Origin of the sequence: Amycolatopsis sp. cg5 (genome assembly GCF_041346955.1) — a bacterium.
Taxonomy (GTDB): domain Bacteria; phylum Actinomycetota; class Actinomycetes; order Mycobacteriales; family Pseudonocardiaceae; genus Amycolatopsis.
In genome coordinates this window covers 6,234,479-6,254,328 of the sequence record NZ_CP166849.1, presented here as the reverse complement: position 1 = coordinate 6,254,328, position 19,850 = coordinate 6,234,479, and the positions used below count along the sequence as shown (strand labels likewise).

Annotated in this window: 20 protein-coding genes; 14 read left to right on the top strand and 6 right to left on the bottom strand. The window is 69.0% G+C overall.

Annotation, left to right across the window (positions count from 1 at the left end):
- The first annotated feature begins 28 nt into the window (after positions 1-28).
- Positions 29-1,078, top strand: a complete 1,050-nt coding sequence (locus tag AB5J62_RS27795) for an IS630 family transposase (RefSeq protein ID WP_370942872.1) — start codon at positions 29-31, stop codon at positions 1,076-1,078.
- A 59-nt stretch (positions 1,079-1,137) separates the two neighbouring features.
- Here AB5J62_RS27795 and AB5J62_RS27790 read toward each other — a convergent pair whose 3' ends face one another.
- Complete coding sequence (locus AB5J62_RS27790; protein ID WP_370942871.1) at positions 1,138-2,370, bottom strand: alpha/beta hydrolase fold domain-containing protein; 1,233 nt, start codon at positions 2,368-2,370, stop codon at positions 1,138-1,140.
- A gap of 123 nt (positions 2,371-2,493) precedes the next feature.
- Between AB5J62_RS27790 and AB5J62_RS27785 the strand changes: the two genes are divergently transcribed.
- The 8 genes from AB5J62_RS27785 (at position 2,494) to AB5J62_RS27750 (ending at position 9,559) form a co-directional block, all read left to right on the top strand.
- The gene (locus AB5J62_RS27785) at positions 2,494-3,891 is read left to right on the top strand and encodes a wax ester/triacylglycerol synthase family O-acyltransferase (protein ID WP_370942870.1); all 1,398 of its coding nucleotides are present in this window, start codon (positions 2,494-2,496) and stop codon (positions 3,889-3,891) included.
- 74 nt (positions 3,892-3,965) lie between these two features.
- Positions 3,966-5,009 carry an acyl-CoA dehydrogenase family protein gene (locus AB5J62_RS27780; protein ID WP_370942869.1) on the top strand — a complete coding sequence of 348 codons (1,044 nt, stop codon included), beginning with the start codon at positions 3,966-3,968 and terminating at the stop codon, positions 5,007-5,009.
- Between the two features lie 2 nt (positions 5,010-5,011).
- Positions 5,012-6,184: an acyl-CoA dehydrogenase family protein gene (locus tag AB5J62_RS27775; RefSeq protein WP_370942868.1), complete on the top strand. Its 1,173-nt coding sequence runs from the start codon at positions 5,012-5,014 to the stop codon at positions 6,182-6,184.
- Positions 6,181-7,083 (top strand): bifunctional MaoC family dehydratase N-terminal/OB-fold nucleic acid binding domain-containing protein, encoded by a 903-nt coding sequence (locus AB5J62_RS27770; protein WP_370942867.1) that lies wholly within the window; start codon positions 6,181-6,183, stop codon positions 7,081-7,083. The genes AB5J62_RS27775 and AB5J62_RS27770 overlap by 4 nt, the downstream gene beginning before the upstream one ends.
- Complete coding sequence (locus AB5J62_RS27765) at positions 7,080-7,478, top strand: MaoC family dehydratase (protein ID WP_370942866.1); 399 nt, start codon at positions 7,080-7,082, stop codon at positions 7,476-7,478. Before AB5J62_RS27770 ends, AB5J62_RS27765 begins: the two co-directional genes overlap by 4 nt.
- Entirely contained in the window at positions 7,475-8,644 is a 1,170-nt protein-coding gene (locus AB5J62_RS27760) for a lipid-transfer protein (RefSeq protein WP_370942865.1), read from the top strand. Before AB5J62_RS27765 ends, AB5J62_RS27760 begins: the two co-directional genes overlap by 4 nt.
- A gap of 134 nt (positions 8,645-8,778) precedes the next feature.
- Positions 8,779-9,003 carry a hypothetical protein gene (locus AB5J62_RS27755; protein WP_370942864.1) on the top strand — a complete coding sequence of 75 codons (225 nt, stop codon included), beginning with the start codon at positions 8,779-8,781 and terminating at the stop codon, positions 9,001-9,003.
- Positions 9,004-9,019: 16 nt separating this feature from the next.
- Complete coding sequence (locus AB5J62_RS27750) at positions 9,020-9,559, top strand: DUF5134 domain-containing protein (protein ID WP_370942863.1); 540 nt, start codon at positions 9,020-9,022, stop codon at positions 9,557-9,559.
- A 205-nt stretch (positions 9,560-9,764) separates the two neighbouring features.
- On the opposite strand, the gene AB5J62_RS27745 is transcribed toward AB5J62_RS27750, so the two are convergent.
- The 5 genes from AB5J62_RS27745 to kstD are packed head-to-tail and all read right to left on the bottom strand — an operon-like array spanning position 9,765 to position 14,660.
- The gene (locus AB5J62_RS27745) at positions 9,765-10,625 is read right to left on the bottom strand and encodes a MaoC/PaaZ C-terminal domain-containing protein (RefSeq protein WP_370942862.1); all 861 of its coding nucleotides are present in this window, start codon (positions 10,623-10,625) and stop codon (positions 9,765-9,767) included.
- 8 nt (positions 10,626-10,633) lie between these two features.
- Positions 10,634-11,647 carry a 2Fe-2S iron-sulfur cluster-binding protein gene (locus tag AB5J62_RS27740; protein WP_370942861.1) on the bottom strand — a complete coding sequence of 338 codons (1,014 nt, stop codon included), beginning with the start codon at positions 11,645-11,647 and terminating at the stop codon, positions 10,634-10,636.
- The gene (locus AB5J62_RS27735; protein WP_370942860.1) at positions 11,640-11,903 is read right to left on the bottom strand and encodes a hypothetical protein; all 264 of its coding nucleotides are present in this window, start codon (positions 11,901-11,903) and stop codon (positions 11,640-11,642) included. The genes AB5J62_RS27740 and AB5J62_RS27735 overlap by 8 nt, the downstream gene beginning before the upstream one ends.
- Positions 11,900-13,018 (bottom strand): Rieske 2Fe-2S domain-containing protein, encoded by a 1,119-nt coding sequence (locus tag AB5J62_RS27730; RefSeq protein WP_370942859.1) that lies wholly within the window; start codon positions 13,016-13,018, stop codon positions 11,900-11,902. Before AB5J62_RS27730 ends, AB5J62_RS27735 begins: the two co-directional genes overlap by 4 nt.
- Positions 13,011-14,660 (bottom strand): 3-oxosteroid 1-dehydrogenase, encoded by a 1,650-nt coding sequence (gene kstD, locus AB5J62_RS27725; RefSeq protein ID WP_370942858.1) that lies wholly within the window; start codon positions 14,658-14,660, stop codon positions 13,011-13,013. The genes AB5J62_RS27730 and kstD overlap by 8 nt, the downstream gene beginning before the upstream one ends.
- A gap of 100 nt (positions 14,661-14,760) precedes the next feature.
- On the opposite strand from kstD, the gene AB5J62_RS27720 reads away from it, so the two are divergent.
- From AB5J62_RS27720 to hsaB, 5 genes are read left to right on the top strand one after another with little or no spacing between them, the layout of a single operon-like run.
- The gene (locus AB5J62_RS27720; protein ID WP_370942857.1) at positions 14,761-16,356 is read left to right on the top strand and encodes an FAD-binding protein; all 1,596 of its coding nucleotides are present in this window, start codon (positions 14,761-14,763) and stop codon (positions 16,354-16,356) included.
- A gap of 10 nt (positions 16,357-16,366) precedes the next feature.
- Positions 16,367-17,539, top strand: a complete 1,173-nt coding sequence (gene hsaA, locus AB5J62_RS27715; protein WP_370942856.1) for a 3-hydroxy-9,10-secoandrosta-1,3,5(10)-triene-9,17-dione monooxygenase oxygenase subunit — start codon at positions 16,367-16,369, stop codon at positions 17,537-17,539.
- Positions 17,539-18,372, top strand: coding sequence for a 4,5:9,10-diseco-3-hydroxy-5,9,17-trioxoandrosta-1(10),2-diene-4-oate hydrolase (gene hsaD / locus AB5J62_RS27710; protein ID WP_370942855.1), 834 nt, complete (start codon positions 17,539-17,541; stop codon positions 18,370-18,372). Before hsaA ends, hsaD begins: the two co-directional genes overlap by 1 nt.
- Positions 18,372-19,271, top strand: coding sequence for an iron-dependent extradiol dioxygenase HsaC (gene hsaC, locus AB5J62_RS27705; protein WP_370942854.1), 900 nt, complete (start codon positions 18,372-18,374; stop codon positions 19,269-19,271). Before hsaD ends, hsaC begins: the two co-directional genes overlap by 1 nt.
- Positions 19,268-19,807, top strand: a complete 540-nt coding sequence (hsaB, locus tag AB5J62_RS27700) for a 3-hydroxy-9,10-secoandrosta-1,3,5(10)-triene-9,17-dione monooxygenase reductase subunit (RefSeq protein ID WP_370942853.1) — start codon at positions 19,268-19,270, stop codon at positions 19,805-19,807. Before hsaC ends, hsaB begins: the two co-directional genes overlap by 4 nt.
- Positions 19,808-19,850 lie beyond the last annotated feature (43 nt).

Genomic DNA, 19,850 nt, shown 5'->3' with positions numbered 1-19,850 from the left:
CGTAAGGCAAATATGGCATGATCGTGGTGTGAACGCGAAGGTTCGGGTGACGGATGCGCGGCGGCTTTCCCAGCAATCGCAGGAGGATCTGCGGCGGCGGGTGGTCGCCGCGGTCCAGTCTGGGCGGACCCAGGTTGAGGTCGCGGAGCTGTTCGGGGTGTCGGTGCGGTCGGTGACGCGGTGGTGGACAGCGTTTCAGCGCAACGGGAATCGGGCGTTGTATGCCGAGAAACGTGGTCGGCGTGCTGGCGAGCAGATGGCGCTGGATGTGAGGCAGCAGGCGCGGTTGCGGCGGGCGGTGCTGGGCAGGTATCCGGACCAGTTTCAGCTGGTGGGGCTGGTGTGGACCCGTGGTCTGGTCGCTGACCTGGTGAAACGCTGGTTCGGGCTGGAGTTGTCACGGGTGACGATCGGGAAGTATCTGCGGTCGTGGGGGTTCTCGCCGCAGAAGCCGGTGCAGGTGGCGTATGAGAAGAACCCGGAGAAGGTCACCGAGTGGCTTGAGCAGCGGTATCCGGCGATCGCGGCGCGCGCGAAGCGGGAGAAGGCGGTGATCCTGTGGCTGGATCAGACGGGGCTGCGTTCGGACGCCTCGGTCGCGGCCACGTGGGCTCCGGTCGGGAAAACCCCGGTGGTGCCCAACAGTGGCAAGCGGTTCACGGTCAACGCGATGGCCGCGATCAGCAACAAAGGCGAGCTCTACTTCACCGTGTTCCAGGGCGGGTTCAACGTCCACGTGATGATCGAGTTCCTCGATCGGCTGGTGCGTCACGTTGATCGCAAGATCCACCTGATCGTCGACGGGCACCCCTCACATCGCGCGATCCTGCTCAAAGACTGGCTCGCCCAGCGGACCGAGCGGATCGAGATGCATTTCCTGCCCGGTTACAGCCCCGAACTCAACCCCGTCGAACTGCTCAACGGCGACCTCAAACACCACGTCACCGCAACACAAAGCCCCCGCACCCAAGAGGAACTGGCGGCAGGCGCACGCACCCACCTGCGCCGCCGCCAGAACCAACCCGACCGCGTGAAAGCCTTCTTCGGCAAGGAACCCGTCCGCTACGCCGCAGACTGACACGCCATATTTGCCTTACGGATCAATAGAACCGGCCGTACCACTCACGACCCCAGGCGTCAGGACTTGCGCCAGGTGTGGTGGCTCCACGTGAGGAAGCGCTCGACGCCGCGGACGACGGCGGCACTGCGGATGGAGGGGAAGATGTCGAAGGCGTGCTGGGCGCCGGGGATCTCGGCGTAGGCGACCGGGTTGCGGGAGGCCGAGCGGAGACGGCGGACGAACTCGCGGGCCTCGCGGACCGGGACGAGGGAGTCGCGCTCGCCGTGGATCACGAAGAAAGGAGGTGCCTCGTCGGTGATGCGATCCAGCGGGGAGGCGGCGACGTAGTCGTCGAGGTGGTCGACGGGATCGCGGCCGGTTTCGAAGACGTAGCGGGAGATGAGGTTCTTGAGCCTGGCCGCGGAGGCGGGCGAGCCCGTGGTGGCCGCGAAGTCGTAGACGCCGTAGTGGGGGACGCAGGCTTGGACACTCGTGTCCTGGTCGGCGAAACCGGGCTGCAGGGCCGCGTCGTTCTGGGTCAGCGCGAGCAGCGCGGCGAGGTGGCCGCCTGCGGAACCGCCGGTCACGGCCAGGAAGGCCGGGTCGCCGCCGTAGCTGTGGATGTTCTCGCGGATCCAGCCGATCGCGCGCTTGGCGGCGATGATGTGCTGGGGCCAGCGGGCCGCCGGGGACAGGGGGTAGTTGATCGCGACGCAGATCCAGCCGCGCTCGGCCATGTGCATCATCAGGGGCAGGCCCTGCTGCTCCTTGTTGCCGATCACCCAGGCGCCGCCGTGCACCTGCAGCAGCACCGGCCTGCCTTCGACCGGCTCGCGCGGGTAGTAGACGTCGAGCATGAAACGGCGGCCGCCGGGTGCGTAGGCGACGTCGTGATGGCGGCGGACGTCGGCGGTGCGGGCGCGGAACGGGAGTGCGAGCTGGGCGAGGGTGGTGCCCAGGTCGGTGGCGGGCTCGAGGTCGTCGAGGTAATCGGGGCCGAGGCCTTCCGACAGGGCGGTGTCCATCACCTCGCCGGCGCGGCGGGAGCCGGTGATGAGCGCGGCCAGGCCTGCCGCGGTGAGGCCCGCCATCGCCAGGCCGATCTTGTCGGCGCGGGTGCGGGCGCCGTGACGGGCGAGGTGGGCCGCGGTGTCGACGGCCGTGAGCGCCAGCAGCTGGGGAGCCAGCTCGCCGGTCAGCCAGCCGGCGAAAAAGGCAGGGAACGCCAGTGGTTCGCCTGGTAGCGGGCGGAGGGCATTGGCGGTGAGGCCGAGTTGGATCGCCCGCCGGGTGATGAAGTTCGGCTTCATGGGACCTGAGTTTACGGCCGCGCGGAGATCGGTGAAGTGATCACGCGGAGTGCCCGGCGGCCGTGGAGCTTCACCCCGACGACGTCTCGGGACAGGTGTACTGGTTCGCCTACGCTGAGCGCCGTGGTCAAAGAACAGCGGTTGAGCGGCCTGGACGCGAGTTTTCTGTACCTGGAGACGTCGGCGCAGGTGTTGCACGTCTGCGGGCTCGTCACGCTCGACGGCTCCACGATGCCCGGCGGGTACGCGTTCGAGAAGTTCAAGGAACAGCTCCACGCGCGGGTGTCGCAGATCCCGGCGTTCCGGCGCAAGCTGCACGACCCGTTCTGGAACTTCCGCCATCCGGTGTGGGTGGAGGACGACGAGTTCGACCTCGACCACCATGTGCACCGCATCGGCGTTCCCGCCCCCGGTGACCGTGCCGAGCTGGCCGACCTGTGCGCGCACATCGCCGGGCAGCCGCTCGACCGGGGCCGTCCGCTGTGGGAGATGTTCGTCATCGAGGGGCTCGAGGACGGCGGCATCGCCGTGCTGATCAAGATGCACCACGCGAGCGTCGACGGGGTGAGCGGCGCGAACCTGATCACCTACCTGGCCGGGCTGGAACCCGACGCGCCGTTGCCGGAGATCGAGCAGCCGGAGACGCCCGGCGTTCCCCACGGGTTCGCTTTGCTGCGGGACAGTGTCCGCTCGGCGGTGAAACTGCCGTTCGAGGCGGCGCGGCTGCTGCCCGATTTGCTGGGGATCGTGCCAGCCTGGGTGGGTAAGGCGTTGCGGGGCAAGGCGATGCCCGCGCCGTTCACCGCGCCGCGTACCTCGTTCAACGGGACGATCACCGGGCATCGGAGCGTCGCGTACGCGACCGTCGACCTCGGCGACGTGAAGCGGATCAAGAACGCGTTCGGGGTGACCGTGAACGACGTCGTGCTGGCGTTGTGCGCGGGCGGACTGCGGCAGTACCTGAGCGACCGGGGTGAGCTGCCCGCCGATCCGCTGATCGCCAGCGTCCCGGTCTCGGTGCGGGAGCGGAGCGAACGCGAGCACGGCAGCAATAAGGTCTCGGCGTTCTTCGCCTCACTGCCGACGCATCTGGCCGATCCGGCGGCGCGGGTGTTCGCGCTCGCCGAGGGGAACCGGCTCTCGAAGGATCATCACCACAGCATGGACGCCGACATGCTGCAGGACTGGGCGCAGTTCTCGGCCGCCACCATGTTCGGGCTGGCGGTGCGCGCGTACTCGGCGCTGCGGCTGGCCGAGAAGCATCCGGTGGTGCACAACCTGGTCGTCTCCAATGTCCCGGGCCCGCCGATGCCGCTCTACCTGCTCGGCGCGCGGATCACCGGGTTGTTCCCGCTCGGCCCGGTCTTCCACGGCGCCGGGCTGAACGTGACCGTGCTGTCCAACGCGGGCAGGGTCGACATCGGCCTGCTCGGCGCGCGAGAACTCGTTCCAGACCTGTGGCCGCTCGCGGACGCCATCCCGCTCGCGATGAAGGAACTCCTCAACGCACTGCCTGGTTGAGCGGACGGACTTGCCCCGAAGGCGCTCAACGGATAAGACTAGAACACGTTCCAGTCTAGCCCGAGGGAGCCAGTGTGGACTTCACCCCGGACGCGACCCAGGCGGAGATCACCCGCCTGGCCGCCACCGTCCTGCGCCGGGACCCCGAGCGGCCATGGCAGGCGCTCGCCGAGTCCGGCCTGCTCGCGCTCGCGCTCCCGGCCGAACTGGACGGCGACGGGCTCGGCCTCGCCGAGGTCGCGCTCGTGCTGACCGAGGTCGGCCGGGCGGCCGCCCAGGCACCCGCGCTGGCCGCGCTGGCGCTCGGCGTGCTGCCGATCGACCGGCTGGGCAGCCCGCGTCAGCGCGCGGACCTGTTGCCTGCCATCGCTTCCGGCGCCGCGGTGGTCACGGCCGCGCTGCACGAACCGTCGGCGCCGATGACCACGCGCCCGTCGGCGACGGCCGTGCCGTCCGACGGCGCCTGGTCGCTCTCCGGCACGAAGACGGCCGTGCCGTACGCCGAGACGGCCACCGCGATGCTGGTGCCCGTCACGATGGCGGGTGGCACCGCGGTCTTCGTCGTGCACCCGCGCGCGAGCGGTGTCACGCTCGTGCCGACCCGCAACGCGAGCGAAAGTCCCGAATGCACGGTCGTGCTCACCGACGTCCGTGTCACGGAGGACGACCTGCTCGCCGACGGCGCGCTCGCCGCGCTGCACCGGTTCGCGCTCGCGGGCGCGGTGGCGCTCGGGGACGGATTGCTCGCCGGCGCGCTGGAACTGACCACGAGCCACGTCGGCACGCGGGAGCAGTTCGGCAAGCCACTGGCCAGATTCCAGGCCGTGGCTCAGCAGATCGCCGACGTCTACATCGCTTCGCGGACCGTGCATCTCGCCGCGCTTTCGGCGATTTGGCGGCTTTCCGAGGGCCTGGACGCCGATACGGACCTCGAGGTGGCCGCGTACTGGCTCGCCGAAGAGGCGCCGAAAGCGCTCGCGGCCTGTCAGCACCTGCATGGCGGGCTGGGTGTCGACGTGACCTATCCGCTGCACCGGTACTACTCCGGGATCAAGGACCTGTCCCGGTTCGTCGGCGGTGCCTCGCACCGTCTCGACCGCATTGGCGAGTTGGTGTGACCATGCGAGTGGATTTGACCGCGGCGCAACAGGAATTGCGCGACGACCTGCGCGCGTACTTCGCGGGGCTGGTGAGCGCCGAGGAGCGCGAGGCGATGCGGCGCGAGCGGCACGGTGACGTGCACCGTGAGATCGTGCGGCGGATGGGCCGCGACGGCTGGCTCGGCGTCGGCTGGCCGGAGGAGTACGGCGGGCGCGGGTTCGGCGAGATCGAGCAGCACCTGTTCGTCGACGAGGCGGCGCGCGCCGACGTCCAGCTGCCGTCGGTGACGCTGCAGACGGTCGGCCCGACGCTGCAGGCGTTCGGCACCGAGGAGCAGAAAGCCTTCTTCCTGCCCAAAATCCTGGCGGGCGAGCTGCATTTCGCCATCGGCTACACCGAACCGGACGCGGGCACCGACCTCGCCTCGCTGAAGACCTCGGCGGTGCGTGACGGCGACGAGTACGTCGTCAACGGCCAGAAGATCTTCACCACCGGCGGGCACGACGCCGACTATATCTGGCTCGCCGTGCGCACCGATCCGGCCGCGCCCAAGCACAAGGGCATCTCGATCCTCATCGCCGCGACCAGCGATCCCGGGTACTCGTGGACGCCGATCATCACCTGCGACGGCGCGCACCACGTCAACGCGACCTACTACTCCGACGTGCGGGTGCCGGTAGGAATGCTGGTGGGCAAGGAAAACGAGGGCTGGCGGCTGATCACCACCCAGCTCAACCACGAACGGGTCATGCTCGGCCCGGCCGGGCGGATCAGCGGGTTCCACGACCGCGTGCACGGCTGGGCCGCCGGCCGCAAGACCGCCGACGGCACGCCGCTGCTGGAGCTGCCGGACGTGCGGCGCGCGCTCGCCGAGACACTGGCGACCGCGCGCGTGAACGAGCTGCTGAACTGGCAGGTCGCCTCGGCCGCGACGGGCACGCCGGTCGACGTCGCGGACGCGTCGGCGACGAAGATCTTCGGCTCGGAGCGGATGCAGCGCATCGGGCGGCTGCTGGAGGAGATCGTGGCGCGCCACGGTGACTTCGCCGATCCCGAGACGGCCGAGCTGGCCGAATGGCTCGACCGGATCGCCAAACGCAACCTCGTGCTGACCTTCGGCGGCGGGGTCAACGAGATCCAGCGCGAGCTGATCGCCATGGCCGGACTGGGATTGCCGAGGGTGCCGCGATGACCATCGAAGAAGAAGCCGCCCGCGTCGCCGAGCGAGGGGAGTCCTCGCGCCGGTTCGCCCGCGATCCGGTGAACCAGGCGATGGTGAACAACTGGGTCGAGGCCATGGGCGACACCAACCCGGTCTACACGGACCCGGAGTTCGCCGCGAAGTCCGTCCACGGTGGACTCGTCGCGCCGCCCGCGATGGCGCAGGTGTGGACGATGAACGGCCTGCACGGCGCGCGGTCCGGCGACGACCCGCTCGGCGCGATGATCGAGATCATGGACGAGGCCGGGTTCACCTCGGTCGTGGCCACCAACTCCGAGCAGACCTATCACCGGTATCTGCGCCACGGCGAGCACGTCTCGGCGACGACCGCGCTGGAATCCGTGGTCGGGCCGAAGAAGACCGCGCTCGGCGAGGGCTGGTTCGTGACCACCCGCACCACCTGGCGCGTCGGCGACGAGCCGGTGGCCGAGATGATGTTCCGGATACTCAAGTTCCGGCCGCCGGAAGTGTCCAAACCGGACACCGTGCTGCGCCCGGTGATCAGCAAGGACTCCGAGTTCTTCTGGGCGGGCCTGCGCGAGGGCGAGCTCAGGATCCAGCGCTGGGGCGACACGTTGCGGCACCCGCCAGGCCCGATGCCGCCGTCCGGCGACCTCGATCTCAAGCCGGATTACGTCGTGGCCAGCGGAAAAGGCACGGTCTACAGCTACGTCGTGCATCACCATCCGCCCGTGCCCGGCAAGAAGATGCCGTTCGTGGTCGCGCTGGTGGAGCTCGAAGAAGGCGTGCGAGTGCTCGGCGAACTCGTCGACGGCGACCCGGAAACGGTCCGGATAGGACAGGAAGTCGAAGCCGTGTTCCTGGAGATCGACGACGAATTGACCCTGCCTGCCTGGAGGACGCGATGACCGTCGAAGTCGGCACCGAGCTGCCGCCGCTGACCATCGAGGCCACGCCGACCTTCGTGGTCAGCACCGCGCTGGCCACCCGTGACTTCCAGGACGTCCACCACGACCGCGACTCGGCGATCGCGCGTGGCTCCAAGGACATCTTCCTCAACATCCTCACCGACACCGGGCTGGTGCAGCGGTTCGTCACCGACTGGGCGGGCCCGGAAGCGCTCGTGCGCTCGGTCAAGATCCGGCTGGGTGTGCCCTGCTACGCCTACGACACCTTGACCTTCTCCGGCAAGGTGATCGAAAAGGACGGTCAGGACGTGGTGATCGCGGTGTCCGCCAAGGACAGTCTCGGTGAGCACGTCACGGGCACCGTCGGCGTGACCCTGCCAGGAGGTGGCTCGTGAAGCTCTCGGGTGCGGCGGCCATCGCCGGAATCGGCGCGACCGAGTTCTCGAAGGACTCCGGGCGCAGCGAACTGCGGCTGGCCTCGGAATGCGTGCTGGCGGCGTTGACCGATGCCGGGCTCACGCCGTCCGATGTGGACGGACTGGTGTCGTTCACCATGGACGGCAACAGCGAGATCGCCGTCGCGCGGGAACTCGGCGTCCCCGAGCTGAAGTTCTTCAGCCGCATCCACTACGGCGGCGGCGCGGCCGCGGCCACCGTGCAGCAGGCCGCGCTGGCCGTGGCCACCGGGGTCGCGGACGTCGTCGTGGCGTACCGGGCGTTCAACGAGCGCTCCGGCCAGCGGTTCGGTCAGGTGTCGTCCGCCGCGGCCGGCCAGGTGAATTCGGCGGGCGTGGACAACGCCTACCACTATCCGGTCGGCATCGCGACGCCCGCCGCGACCGTCGCCATGCTGGCGCGCCGGTACATGCACGAGTACGGCGCGACCAGCGAGGACTTCGGCCGGGTCGCGGTGCTCGACCGCAAGCACGCCGCGACCAACCCGAAAGCCTGGTTCCACGGCAAGCCGATCACCCTCGATCAGCACCAGGCCTCCCGGTGGGTCGCCGAGCCGTTGCACCTGCTCGACTGCTGCCAGGAGAGCGACGGCGGCGTCGCGCTGGTGGTCACCTCGGCCGAACGCGCCCGCGACCTGGCGCAGAAGCCCGCCCTCATCGCGGCCGCCGCGCAGGGCAGCGGGCCCGATCAGTACATCATGACCAGCTACTACCGTGACTCGCTCGCCGCGCTGCCCGAGATGGGCGTGGTCGGCGGGCAGCTCTGGGCGCAGTCCGGGCTGCGACCGTCCGATATGGATGCGGCCGTGCTCTACGACCATTTCACCCCGTATGTGCTGATGCAGCTGGAGGAACTCGGTTTCTGCGGGCGCGGCGAGGCGAAGGACTTCATCGCGGGCGGCGCGCTCGAGCTCGACGGCGAGCTGCCGCTGAACCCGCACGGCGGGCAGCTCGGCGAGGCGTACATCCACGGCATGAACGGGATCGCCGAGGGCGTCCGGCAGATCAGGGGCACCTCGGTGAACCAGGTGCCGGACGCCGGGCACGTGGTGGTCACCGCCGGGACCGGCGTGCCGACGAGTGGACTCGTGTTGTCGCAAGGGTAATGCGGTTGCTTATTTTCCGGTGCGCGTGAAGATAGTCCTTGTGGGGTATAGGGATCACCTCTTTGCGGGCTGGTGGTCGCCGGGTCCGGCTGTCACGGTTGGAGGGACAGCCGGCGACACAGAGTGAGGCCCCCATGCCAGGTCGAAAGCCACTGGAGCACGTCTTCACCTTCTCCGGTGCGGGCGACCCTGGCTGCCCCGACCTCTTCCTCGACCACGACGCCGACGAAGCCCGCCGGGTGGTGCTCGTCGACGGCCGCGGCGCCCGCATCCAGCTCAGCCTGGCGCAGCTGAACGCGCTGGTCGACGACGTCAAGGACGGCGCGCTCGACCGGCTCTTCCCCGCCGAAGTCTCGTAGGAGGGGGCGCCGGGTGGTGGCGTGGATCTTGACCGCGGTGTTCCTGGCCATCACCTGGCCCTGTGTGCGGCGGCTCGCCCGGCTCGACTACGGGCGGCTCGGGCAGGGGACGCGGCAGGGCGACGTCGCCGAGCTGCTGTTCGCGGTCGCGATGGTCGCCATGCTCTCGCCGATCGGCGGCCCCATCCCGGCGGCGGGCTGGCAGGCGTTGTTCCTGCTGACCTCGGGCTGGTTCGTGGTCGCCTGGCTGCGCGGCGCCCGCGGCTGCGCGCATCACGCGGTCTCGGCCGTGGTCATGCTGTACCTGCTGGTGGCCATGCCGCACGTCACGGCCGAGCACGGCCCATGGCTGAACATGTCCACAATGGATGGTTCGCCCGGTGTCCTGTTCACGGTGGTCGCGATCGCCGCGGCGGTGTATTTCGCGGGCGACGCGGTGAAGTCGGGGATGTTCCTGCTCAAGTCGACGGACCGGCCTGCCGGAACGGTCTCGCGTGCGGCCTGCCGTGCGGTGATGGGGATCGGGATGGGCTACATGCTGCTCGCCGCGCTGTGAGGTGGCTTCCGCGGCGCCCGGCCACGAAAGCCACCTGAGCTGTCACGCTAGCCGCAGCTGCACCCGCAGCCACAGCTCGAGCCGGCGCAGCTGTCTCCGCACCCACATCCGTCCCTCATCGCGTCATCCTTCCGCTAGACAGGGCCTCTGTTCACGCTACGTGTGCGGATGATCACAAACAAGCGACTGGGTGGGTGAAGCGAGGTCAGCGCTCGGTCAGGACGGTGTCGGCGAGGACCGGGGCGTCGTCGCGGTCGGGAGCGGTCGTCGTCACGACAAAGCGGCCGGATTCCCGCCAGACCCGGGTGCGCAGGGTTTCGCCCGGGTAGACGACGCCGGCGAACTTGGTCGAGAACGAGGCGACCCGGGCGGTGTCGCCGTCGAGGAACGCGTCGGTGACCGTCTTCGCCACGATTCCGTAGGTGCACAAGCCGTGCAGGATCGGGGTTTCGAAGCCGGCGGCGTGGGCGAAGGCGGGGTCGGCGTGGAGGGGATTGCGGTCGCCGCAGAGCCGGTAGAGCAAGGCCTGCTGGGGCAACGTCGGCGTGTCGATGACCGCGTCCGGCTCGCGCGTGGGCAGCTCGACCTTGTCGGACGGGCCGCGGTCGCCGCCGAAGCCGCCTTCGCCGCGGGCGAAGATGCTGGACCTGGCCGTCCACAGTGGATCGCCGTCCGAGGAGGTCGCGGCGGTCTCCTGGATGATGACCGCGGCCTTGCCCTTGTCGAAGACGTCGGCGATGCGGGAGCGGGCGACGGCCTTGCCGGAGGTCGGGATCGGCCGGTGCGCGATGACCTCCTGCTTGCCGTGCAACACTTTCGCGAGGTCGATGTCGACGCCGGGGAACGAGACGGACGGCGGGTCGAACACGCGCAGGTTGGCGGCCACGGTCGCGAAGGTCGGCAGCACCTGGAGGTCGGCCTCGTAGGTGTAACGCAGCTCGCGCGGGTCGACCGGGTCGGTGCCTGCGCCGAGCGCGAGGTGGTAGAGCTGCACGTCCGCCGCGGTCCAGGCGAAGGTGACCTCGGGCAGTTCGGCGCCGATGGCGAGTGCGGGATCGACCGGCATTCACGACCTCATTCGTAGGTGACCGAGACGTCGTCGGTCAGTGGCAGCGACTGGCAGGCGAGCACCAGGCCGTCGGCGATGTCCTCACCGTCCAGCACCTCATTGTTCAGCATCTTCACCTCGCCCGCCACGATGCGGCAGGCGCACGCGCTGCACTGGCCCTCGCGGCACGAGTACGGCGCGTCGAGGCCCTTCGACAGCAGGAAATCCAGGAGTTTCTGCTGTCGGGGCCAGGTGAACGAGTGCCGGGCGCCGTCCAGTTCGACGGACAGCGCGGTGGTCTCGCCGGATTCGACGACCTCGACCTCGGTCGACTCGAACGGGTTTCCGGTCAGTGACAGGAACTTCTCGATGTGCATGCGGCCGTGTTCGGATCCGAGCGCGTCTTTCGCGGCCAGCATGAACGGTTCCGGGCCGCAGATGAACGTCTCGAACCCGGCGTACGGCGCGGTCAGCGTGCGCAGGCTCCGCACGCCCGGCATGCCCTGGACGGTCTCCAGCCAATGGACGACCACGAGCCGGTTCGCGTGCTCGTGCGCGAGCGAGGCGAGTTCGTCGGCGAAGATCACGGACTGCTCGTCACGGTTGGCGTACACCAGCACGATGCGGCCGGTGCCACCGTCCAAAGCGGACTTGAGGATCGACATCACCGGGGTGATCCCGCTGCCGCCCGCCAGCAGCAGGAAGTCGCCGTCCAGCGACTTGGGCGTGAAGACGCCCGACGGCGGCAGTACGTCGATCTCCGCGCCCTCGCGCAGCGAGTCGCAGATCCAGTTCGAGCCGAAGCCGCCCGCGGTGCGCTTGACCGTCACCTTGAGCATGCCCTCGGACGGCGCGCTCGACAGCGAATAGCACCGAGCGACCGAGCCGGTCCGGTCGCTCGGGACGCGCAGCGTCAGGAATTGCCCTGGCCGGTAACGAAAAGCCTCGGAGAGCGCGGCGGGCACGTCGAAGACGATCGAGTGCGCGTCGCGGGTCTCGGTGATCACGCGGGACACCTTGAGCTTGTGGAACTCAGTCACCGGCGACCTCCACGAGTCCGTTCTTGACCGCGCGCAGGATGCTGTCGGTGAGGCGCTCGCAGGTGTCGAGCAACGCGGTGTTCGCGCCCGCCGCCTTGCGCTCGGCGAACACCTGGCAGCTCGACGCCGCGTCCGTCGTCCACTGGATGCTCGTGTGCTGGGCGCTGTTCTTCTTGACCAGCACGCAGGTTCCGCATGTGTCGCAGTCGACCGGGCGCAGCCCGGCCGTCAGGAACTCCCGCGCTTCGGCCGTCACGCCCGCTGCCTAGCCAGGTTCTCGGCGACTTCCTTCTCCCAGACCTCGTTCGCCTTGGTGGTGTCCACTTCGAACTCGAAGCGCTGGGTCATGTCCTCGCTGATGTCGGCGACGTCCACATAGAACTGCTCGTACCAGCGCCGAAGCTGATAGACCGGGCCGTCTTCCTCACACAGCAACGGGTTGTCGATCCGCGTCTTGTTGCGCCAGATCTCCACGTCCTGCAGGAACCCACCGCCGATGCTCTTCGCGAACTTGCCGGCGAGCTTGTCGGCCTGCTCGTCGGTGAGGCCCGGCAGCTTCTTGACGCTCACACCCCATTGCAGCACAAAGGAATTCTCGGTGACGGGGTAGTGGCAGTTGATCAGGACGTTCTCGACCTCGTAACCCTTGAAGTTGTTGACCAGCGTGTTGATCATGTACGCGGGCCCGAAGTACGAAGCCTCGGACCGCAGCAGGTTTTCCTCGCCGCCATAGTTCGACTGGACGCCGACGTCCGGGCGGCCCTTGGTGTTGAGGTACTGCGTCGCGATGTGGCCTTCGAAGATGTTCTTGAAGTAGGTCGGGAAAGCCAGGTGCACGTAGTAGAAGTGCGCCATGTCGACCATGTTGTCGATGATCTCGCGGCAGTTGGAGCCCTCGATGAGCACCGTGTCCCAGGTCCAGTTGCTCCACTCGTCGGTGAAGATCCCGTCGATGCGCGGGATGACGACGTCCTCGCCGGGCAGGTTGCCCTCGGGGTCGTTCCAGACGAAGAGCTGCTTGTTCTCCTCCATGCTCAGCCACGCCTTGGTCCGCGCGCGCAGCGGAACCCGCTTGGCGTAAGGGATCGAGGCGCATTTGCCCTTGCCGTTCCAGCGCCAGTCGTGGAACGGGCAGGCGACCTCGTCGCCCTTGATCGTGCCCTGGGTGAGGTCGCCGCCCATGTGGCGGCAGTACCCGTCGAGCACGTTGAGCTTGCCGTCGGAACTCTGGAACACCACGAGCTTGGTGCCGAAGGCGGTGATCGCGTGCGGTTTCCCGTCCTTGAAGGTGTCCGCGAGCCCCAGGCAGTGCCAGCCGCGCGCGAACCGCGCCGGGGGAGCGCCTGCGTCGATCATGCGGACTTCAGTCATCGGTGACCTCCGAACTCCGATCTTGGTGCGCGAGGTGCTCGGCCGCAAGGTAGCCGAACACCATGGCGGGCCCGAGCGTCGCGCCGGGACCCGCGTAGGTGCGGCCCATCACCGGCGCGCTCGCGTTGCCCGCCGCGTACAGGCCGTCGATCACGGTGCCGTCCTCGCGGAGCACGCGTGCGTGGATGTCGGTGCGCAGCCCGCCCTTGGTGCCGAGGTCGCCCGGCACGATCTTGACCGCGTAGAACGGCGCGACCTCCAGCGGACCGAGACTCGGGTTGGGCCGGTTCCGCGGATCGCCGTAGTAGTGGTCGTACGCGCTGCGGCCACGGTGGAAGTCCTTGTCGACGCCTTCGCGGGCGAACGCGTTGAAGCGGTTGACGGTCGAGGCCAGCGCCGTGGCCGGCACGTCGATGCGCTCGGCCAGCCCGGCGATCGTGCCGGACTTCGCCACGATGCCCGCCTTGAACCACCGGCCGGGCAGCGGCTGGCGCGGACCGATGCCGGTGAACATGTACCGATTGAGATAGCGCTGGTCGAACACCAGCCAGGCGGGCACGTGCTCGCCGGGTCCGTCGCCTTCGCCGTACATCGCGTGCACGGCCTCGACGTACGGCGCCGACTCGTTGACGAACCGGACGCCGTGCACGTCGACCATCAGCGAACCCGGCCGCGACCGCTCGGCGAGCGCGAACCACGGGCCCTTCGGCAGCGGGATCGACGGGCCCCACCAGGCGTCGTCCATCAGGTCGACGGCCGCGCCGAGCTTGAGCCCGGCGTTGATGCCGTCGCCGGTGTTGGCCTTCGCACCGACGGTCCACGCGGTGCCGATCGGCGCGCGCTGGTACTTGGTCCGCATCTCCTCGTTGTGCTCGAAACCGCCGCTGGCGAGGATCACGCCGCGCCGCGCGCGGATCTCCTCGTCGCCGGTGAGCACTCCGACGACCCGGCCGTCCTCCACCAGCAGGTCGGTGAGCGGCGTGTTGAGGCGGACGGGGACGTTCGCCCTTTGCAAACCGGCACGCAAACCTGCCGCAAGCGCTTGTCCCATGGACAACAGCCGCTGCCCGCGCACTCGGCCGACCACTCCGCGCCAGGCGAGCGAGAACAGCCGGAGCACGCCGCGGGGGTGGCGCGCGATGAGGCTGAGCCAGCGGAAGTCGGCCTGTGTGATGGGGACACCCAGCGGCGGGGCGCTGTACGGCGGTTCGAGATTCGCGAGTTCGGCGCCGAGGACGTGGCCGTCGAGGGGGATGGGCTCGGCGGATCGCCCGTGCGCCCGGCCGCCGGGTGCTTCGGGGTGGTAGTCGCAGTAGTTCGGCACCCACTGCAGCCGCAGCGGGGTGTGCTCGTGGAGGAAGTGGACGACTTCGGGCCCGCGTTCGAGGAACGTCTCGCGGCGCTCGGCCGGGACGACGTCGCCGACGATCGCTTCGAGGTAGGCGCGGGCGTCCTCGCGCGTGTCCGGCTTCGTCAACGCCTCGTTGCCGGGAATCCAGACGCCGCCGCCGGACCGCGCCGTCGAGCCGCCGAACTTCGCCGCCTTCTCCAGCACGACCACGTCGAGGCCGAGCCGTGCGGCGTTGAGTGCGGCGGTCATCCCCGTCGCACCGCTGCCGACGACGATCACATCGACGTTCATGCGGGCCATCCTGGAACGCGTTGCAGTAGGTAACTCTGCAGCGTGACACTCATGCGAGCCACCATAGACGAGAACGTGTTTCAGTTCTAGGCTGGCCGCTGTGGCTGACTTGAGCGCTGACGTGGTCATTGTCGGATTCGGCGCCGCGGGTGCCTGCGCGGCCATCGAGGCCGCCGACGCCGGCGCCGAGGTGCTGGTGCTCGACCGGTTCTCCGGCGGCGGGGCCAGCGCGGTCAGCGGCGGCGTGGTCTACGCGGGCGGCGGCACGGCGCAGCAGCGAGACGCCGATGTCGAGGATTCCGTCGAGGCGATGTACGACTACCTCCGGCTGGAAGTCGGGGACGTGGTCTCCGAGGCGACGCTACGCCGGTTCTGCGCGCAGAGCGCCGCGATGATCACCTGGTTGGAGCAGAACGGCGTGCCGTTCGAGGGCAGTCTCTGCCCCTACAAGACGTCTTACCCGAACGACGACTTCTACCTCTACTACTCGGGTAGTGAAGCCGCGGGCGGTTTCCGCGACGCGGCGAAGCCCGCCCCGCGCGGGCATCGCGCGAAAGGCCCCGGGACCTCGGGGAAGCTGCTGTACGCGCGGCTCGCACAGTCCGCGCGGCGCAAGGGAGTCCGGGTGCTGCCGCAGGCGGAGGCGCGCGAGCTGCTGGTCGAGGACGGGGTCGTCGTCGGCGTGGTCGTGTCGACGCTGCGTGACGCGCCCGCGTGGGTCCGGCGTGCGCATCGGCTGTACGGGAAGTACTCCGCGAAGCCGGGGCTGTACGTGCCCGCGCTGCGGAAGGCGCTGCACCGGCGCGCGGTCGCGCTGGAGCGGCGTTATGCCAGGTCGGTGCGAGTGAGGGCGCGGCGCGGGGTGGTGCTCGCGGCGGGCGGGTTCATCGCGAACCGGGAGATGGTGCGGGAGCACGCGCCGCTGTATCGCGGCGGGCTGGCGCTCGGGACCTCGGCCGACGACGGGTCGGGGATCCGGCTGGGTGTCGAGGCCGGTGGGTCGACGGCGTGGCTGGACCGGATCTCGGCGTGGCGGTTCGTGACGCCGCCGAGCGCGTTCCTCGGCGGGATACTGGTGGACGCCGGCGGGCAGCGGATCGTCGACGAGTCGCGGTACGGCGCGGCGGTCGGCGAGCGCATGATCACCAAGCACGGCGCACGCGGCTGGCTGCTGGTCGACGACGCCTTGCTGAGCGAGGCACGGCGTGACGTGCGCGGGCAAAGTCAATGGTTTCAATGGCTTCAGGCTCGCTACCTGTTCGGCCGGGGTCGCGTGAGCGGGTCGACGGTCGCCGAGGTGGCGCGCCGCGCGGGTGTCGATCCGGACGGCTTGGCGGCCACGGTCGCCGCGTACCGGGACCCGGATCCGATGGGCAAGCCGCCCGAGTTCGTCCGGCCGCTGGCGTCGCCGCCGTTCTCGCTCATCGACGTGTCGATCAAGCCGAGCATCGGTTTCCCGTGCCCCATGCTGACGCTCGGCGGCCTGGTCGTCGAGGAGGACACCGGCCGCGTGCGGCGTGAGGACGGCACGCCGATCGAGGGGCTCTACGCCGCCGGGCGGTCGGCGGTGGGAATCTGTTCTAGCTCTTACGTCAGCGGTCTGTCGCTTGCGGACTGTGTGTTTTCCGGCCGTCGAGCTGGGCGTCATGGTGCCATAGCGCAGGGATTTCTCGACAAAAACGAGAACGTGTTCTAGTCTTGCCGGTATGACTGAGACAGTTTCCGCGGTGCTCGCCGGTATCCAGGAGCTGCTACCGGTGTTGCGGGAACGCGCGCAGGAAGCCGAGGACCTCCGGCGCGTGCCCGAGGAGTCGATCAAAGCGTTGCAGGAGACGGGTTTCTTCAAGCTCCTGCAGCCGAAACCGTACGGCGGCCACGAGTCGGACCCGGTGAGCTTCTACACCGCGGTCAAGCTGATCGCCTCGGCGTGCGGCTCGACCGGCTGGGTCGCGTCCATCCTCGGCGTGCACCCGTGGCATGTCGCGCTGTTCGACGCCCAGGCCCAGGAAGACGTCTGGGGCGACGACCACGAGGTCCGCATCTCGTCGTCGTACGCGCCGATGGGCAAGGCGACGGTCGTCGAAGGCGGCTACCGGCTGACCGGGCGCTGGAGCTTCTCGTCCGGCTGCGACCACTCGACGTGGGTGTTGCTCGGCGGGCCCGCGTTCGCCGACGGCAAGCCGGTCGACTTCTGCACGTACCTGCTGCCGATCAGCGACTACACGATCGCCGACGTCTGGGACACCGTAGGACTGCGCGGTACCGGGAGCAACGACATCATCGTCGAGGATGTGTTCATCCCGCAGCATCGAGCGCTCAGTTTCATCGCGACGTCGAAGTGCAAGACGCCCGGCCAGGCTGTGAACCCCGGCCCGCTGTACCGGCTTCCTTACGGCTCAGTGCATCCGAGCACGATCACGGCGCCGATCATCGGCATGGCGCAGGGCGCTTACGACGTGCACGTCGAGTACCAGCGCACCCGGGTGCGCGCGGCCTACGCGGGCGAACAGTCCAAAGAGGACCCTTTCGCGAAGGTGCGCATCGCCGAGGCGGCGAGCGAGATCGACGCGGCCTGGTTGCAGCTGACGCACAACATCGACGAGCTGTACCAGTTGGCGTGCAAGGGAGAGAAGCTCCCGTTCTCGACGCGGCTGCGGGTGCGGCGCGACCAGGTGCGCGGGACCGAGCGGGCGATCATGGCCGTCGACCGGCTCTTCGAGAACTCGGGCGGCCGGGCGTTGAAGGCAGGAACGCCGATCCAGCGCTTCTGGCGTGATGCGCACGCCGGCCGGGTGCACGCGGCGAACGACGCCGAGCGCGCCTACGTCATGTTCGGCACGGGCGCCTTCGGGCTGCCGGTCGAGAATGCGATGGTGTGATGGGGAAATTCGCCGAAGTCAACGGGCTGAAGCTGCACTACCACGAGGCGGGCGAGGAGCACGCGGAGACGGTCATCCTGCTGCACGGCGGCGGGCCCGGCGCGTCGGCGTGGAGCAACTTCGGCCGCAACCTGCCGGAGTTCGCCAAGTCGTACCGGACGATCGCGGTCGACCAGCCGGGATTCGGGCAGTCGGACAAGCGCACCGAGCACCCCCAGTACTTCGGGTACAGCGCGGACGCGGTGGTCGGGCTGATGGACGCGCTCGGCATCGAGCGGGCGGCGTTCGTCGGGAACTCGCTGGGCGGCGGCACGGCCGTCCGGCTGGCGCTCAAGCACCCGTCGCGTGCCGGTCGGCTCGTGCTGATGGGCCCTGGCGGGTTGAGCGTGAACCTCTTCGCGCCTGACCCCACCGAGGGCATCAAGAAGCTCGGACGGTTCGGCGGCGCGCCTTCCCGCGAGAACATCGAGGCGTTCCTGCGGATCATGGTGCACGACCAGTCGCTGATCACGCCCGAACTGATCGACGAACGGTTCGCCGCCGCGTCGGCCCCGGAGTCGCTCGCGGCGATGCGCGCGATGGGAAAGTCGTTCAGCCAGCCGGAAACCTACGAGCAGGGCATGCTCTGGCGTGAAGCGCATCGGCTGCGGCAGCGGGTGCTGCTGATCTGGGGCCGTGAGGACCGCGTCAACCCGCTCGACGGCGCTTTGCTGGCGTTGAAGATGATCCCGCGCGCACAGCTGCACGTGTTCGGCCACTGTGGACACTGGGCGCAGCTGGAGAAGTTCGACGAGTTCAACCGGCTGACGCTCGATTTCCTGGGAGCATCCTGATGGGCATTCGTTCGCTGGGCTATCTGCGCATCGAGGCGACCGACATGGCGGCCTGGCGCGAGTACGGCCTCAAGGTGCTGGGCATGGTCGAGGGCAAGGGCTCCGATCCCAACGCGTTGTACCTGCGCATGGACGACTTCCCCGCGCGCCTCGTGATCTTCCCCGGCGAGAAGGACCGGCTGGCTCAGGCGGGCTGGGAAGTCGCGCATGCCGCCGAGTTGGACGAGATACGGTCCAGTTTGGACACTCACTCGGTGCCCTACAAGGAAGGCAGTCCCGAAGTATTGGCCGATCGCTGTGTCGACGGCCTGATCACCTTCGACGACCCGTCCGGCAACACCTTGGAGATCTTCCACGGCGTCGCGCTGCAACACCGGCGCGTGGTGAGTCCTTACGGGCACCGGTTCGTGACGGAGGAGCAGGGACTCGGCCACGTCGTACTGTCCACACACGACGATGAGGCGGCGCTGCGCTTCTACCGTGACGTGCTCGGCTTCCGGTTGCGCGACTCGATGAAGCTGCCGCCGCAGTTCGTCGGCAGGCCCGCGGACGGGGAGCCGGCGTGGCTGCGGTTCTTCGGCTGCAACCCGCGGCACCACAGCCTCGCGTTCCTGCCGATGCCGACCCCGAGCGGAATCGTGCACCTGATGGTCGAGGTCGAGAACACCGACGACGTCGGCCTCTGCCTAGACCGCGCGCACCGGCGCAAGGTGCCGATGTCCGCGACACTCGGCAGGCACGTCAACGACCTGATGCTGTCGTTCTACATGAAGACACCCGGCGGCTTCGACGTCGAGTTCGGCTGCGAAGGCCGGCAGGTCGACGACGAAAGCTGGATCGCCCGCGAGAGCACGGCCGTCTCGTTGTGGGGCCACGACTTCTCGATCGGCGCGCGGTGACGTCTCCGGTGGTCGACACCGTCCGGTTCCGGTCGGTGCTCGGCCACTTCTGCACCGGCGTCGCGGTCGTCACCGGCCACGACGGCGTCGCACCCGTCGGCTTCGCCTGCCAGTCCTTCGCGGCGTTGTCGCTCGATCCGCCGCTCGTGCTGTTCTGCCCGTCGCGCACCTCCCGCACCTGGCCGGTGCTCGCCGAGGCCGGTCACTTCGCCGTGAACGTGCTCGGCGAGCACCAGCAGGAGGTCAGCGCGACGTTCGGCGCGCGGGGCCACGATAAATTCGCGTCCGTCAAGTGGACACCCGCTCCGTCAGGTTCGCCGCTGCTCGACGGAGCGCTCACGTGGATCGACTGCTCGCTCGAAGCCGTGCACGAGGCGGGCGATCACTACGTCGTGATCGGGCGGGTGACCGCGCTCGGCGAGCCGTCCGACGCGCGGCCGCTGCTGTTCCACCGCGGCCGCTACACGGTCACCGAGCCCGCCCCGGACACCCTGGCTTCGCTGATGACCTGGCCCCGCCCCGACGACTGGCTCTGAGCGCGTGTCGAAACTCCGGTGGTGACTCCGACCTACCCATACG